Genomic DNA, 2376 nt, shown 5'->3' on the forward strand with positions numbered 1-2376 from the left:
TTGCGGTACAGCTCGATCAGGCGCTGAGCCCCCTCGACCTGCGCTTTGAGCGTGTCGAGGCGGGTGCGGAAGGTGAGCTCCTCGTCTCGCAGCAGGTCGCTACTGCTCTTGTCTGCGGCGAGATCGGCTGGAAAAGCGATCCGCTCGCGCCCATCGAGTTCAGCCGCCAGCCGCGCTTCCTTGGCCCGGTTCGTCTTGATCTCGAGATCGCGGACCCGGTAGTCGCCGTTTGCGGAGATCGCGTCGCGCTGCATGCGCACGAGGCCGGCCTCGGTCGGGCGGTAGAGGCCGCCGGCGATACCGATCGCCTGGAGCACTGTCATGCCGGGGCGGAATGGATACTCTCCGGGATGGTCGACGAGTCCCAGGATGTAGAACGGTCGGAACTGGGAGACTTCGACCGAGGCGGCCGGCAGGTCGACGAGGCCGACTCTTTCACGGAGCCTGCGAGCGATTTCGGCAGCCAGCTCGTCCGTGCGCAGGCCCGCCGCCTTGATCTCTCCGATGAGGGGCAAGGATAGGTCGCCGGCACCGCTGATTACGAACTCGCCGACGAGGGGCGTCCACTCGAAGAATTGTCCGATGCTGCTTCGCCACTCCACCACTTTGATGCGGAGCTTGTCCTGGGGGCCGAGCGTGTAGCCGGCCCCGAAACCGCGCGATGGGGCGAGGGCGAGACATGCGGCGATCAGAGCGCACGTAACGAGGCGGCGGGGGGCCGACGGCATCGAAAACCTCAACGGCGTTGGACTGACAAGCGCGGGACGAGAGCATGGAGGGCCGCGGCGGCGGCGAGGCTGCCGACCCACAGTAGGCTGAGCGCGCACCCGAGGGCCGCGTTGACGCATGAAGCGACCGGTCCAGGCGTCGGCCGATCATCGAACCAAGCAGCTTCGTCGTCGCGCGGGTCGTCCTCAACGGTGCGCGACCAAGACGACAGCTTCACTCCGGACATCGCCCGAGATTTCAAGATCAACGTCACCACCATGCCACGTACTTCCTGTCGAAACCGCCTCGCGACGCCTCCCATCAGCTTTCACCGGCAGTGCGCACATCGGCCTTGTTGAGGACCACCCCGAGAACTGCGACGTTCGAGCCGGCGATGGCGTTGAGCATTACGGACACGTCCTCCACGGAGGTCACGCCGCATTCGATGACGAGGACGACAGCGTCGAGGTGGACGCTGATGGCGCGCGCATCGACGGAGGTGCTGAAGGCAGGCAGATCTATGATCGTGAGATCGTACTGTTCCTGAAGGCCGTCGAGCATCACACGCATCCTCTCTGATCCAAGGTGAAATCGCGTGTCGAGGGGGGTGTCGTGGCCGCTGGGCGCGAGGAGCGCGTAAGGCACCCGCTCCGGGTGTCTTATTGCCGTCGCGACGGGCTCCGACCCGTCGAGCACTTCGAGCAATCCCGCGCCGCCCGACGTCAAGTGGCTGAGGCCAGGACCTTGAAGGTCAGCGTCAATGACAAGAATCCGCCGGCCGGACAGGCTGTAGAGGACCGCAAGGTTGCTCGTCAGTGTGCTTTTGCCGGCTCCCGGCTCGGCCGAAAGAATACCTATGCGCCGGATGCTGCGCAGCGCCCGCGCCATGTCGAGGGAGGTCTTGATTTCCTGAAGGCTCTTGCTGAATCGGGACTCAGGCGCCTCGACCACAGCTACGAACGACGCCTCCGTACGCGCCCTGCCGAAGATCGGGGACTGGACGACACACGGCACGATGCCGAGGCAATCTAGATCGAACGCGCGCCGTACCTGCGACGCCGAGCGAATGCTGCGGTCGAAGGTCTTCTGCACCATCGCCGTCCCGATGCCGGCGCCGCCGCCGAGCAGCAGAGCGAGGGCCATAACGAGGATCGTGCGCGGCTGGCTCGGGGCGAGGGGCGGAGTCGCATACGTGATGATGCGCGAATCAGATACTGGAAAGGATTCCTTCTGAACCGTCTCGTGGAACTTCTGAAGGTAGCTTTCGTACATCCGGCGATAGGCCTGCGCGACGGTGTCCAGTTCACGCAATACTACCTGTGATTCCTTCGACTGCGCCGCGGCTCCGACCATCTTGGCGAGATCGTTCGTCAGGGAGTTCTCGCGGGCTTGAGCGATCTCGTAGTCGCTGCGCGAGGCCTCGCCGATCCGGTTGAGCTCCTCCATGATCGCCTTGCGCTGATCGGCCATCTCGGCCCGGCGGCTTTCTGCCGCGGGGTGAAACGTACCGTAGCGCGACGTCATCTCGGCTACAGACGTAGCTGTCTCAATGTAGCGCTGGCGCAGGGTGCTTATGATCTGGTTGCCGAGGGACTCGGTGACTGCGACGTCCGGGCTTCCGGAGGCGAGGATCTCGTTGATCCGCGCGATGCGCGCCTTGGCCTCGGC

2 protein-coding genes are annotated in these 2376 nt (G+C 64.7%); both read right to left on the reverse strand.

Translation table 11 applies throughout. The features are described from left to right. On the reverse strand, positions 1-728 hold a 728-nt coding region (locus tag COGEMETH_RS25425; protein ID WP_238185438.1), incomplete at its 3' end, for a polysaccharide biosynthesis/export family protein. A 301-nt stretch (positions 729-1029) separates the two neighbouring features. Then, positions 1030-2376 (reverse strand): AAA family ATPase (locus COGEMETH_RS25430; protein WP_238185439.1); only part of this gene is annotated, 1347 nt, incomplete at its 5' end.

Source organism: Methylobacterium trifolii, assembly GCF_022179685.1.
Classification (GTDB): domain Bacteria; phylum Pseudomonadota; class Alphaproteobacteria; order Rhizobiales; family Beijerinckiaceae; genus Methylobacterium; species Methylobacterium trifolii.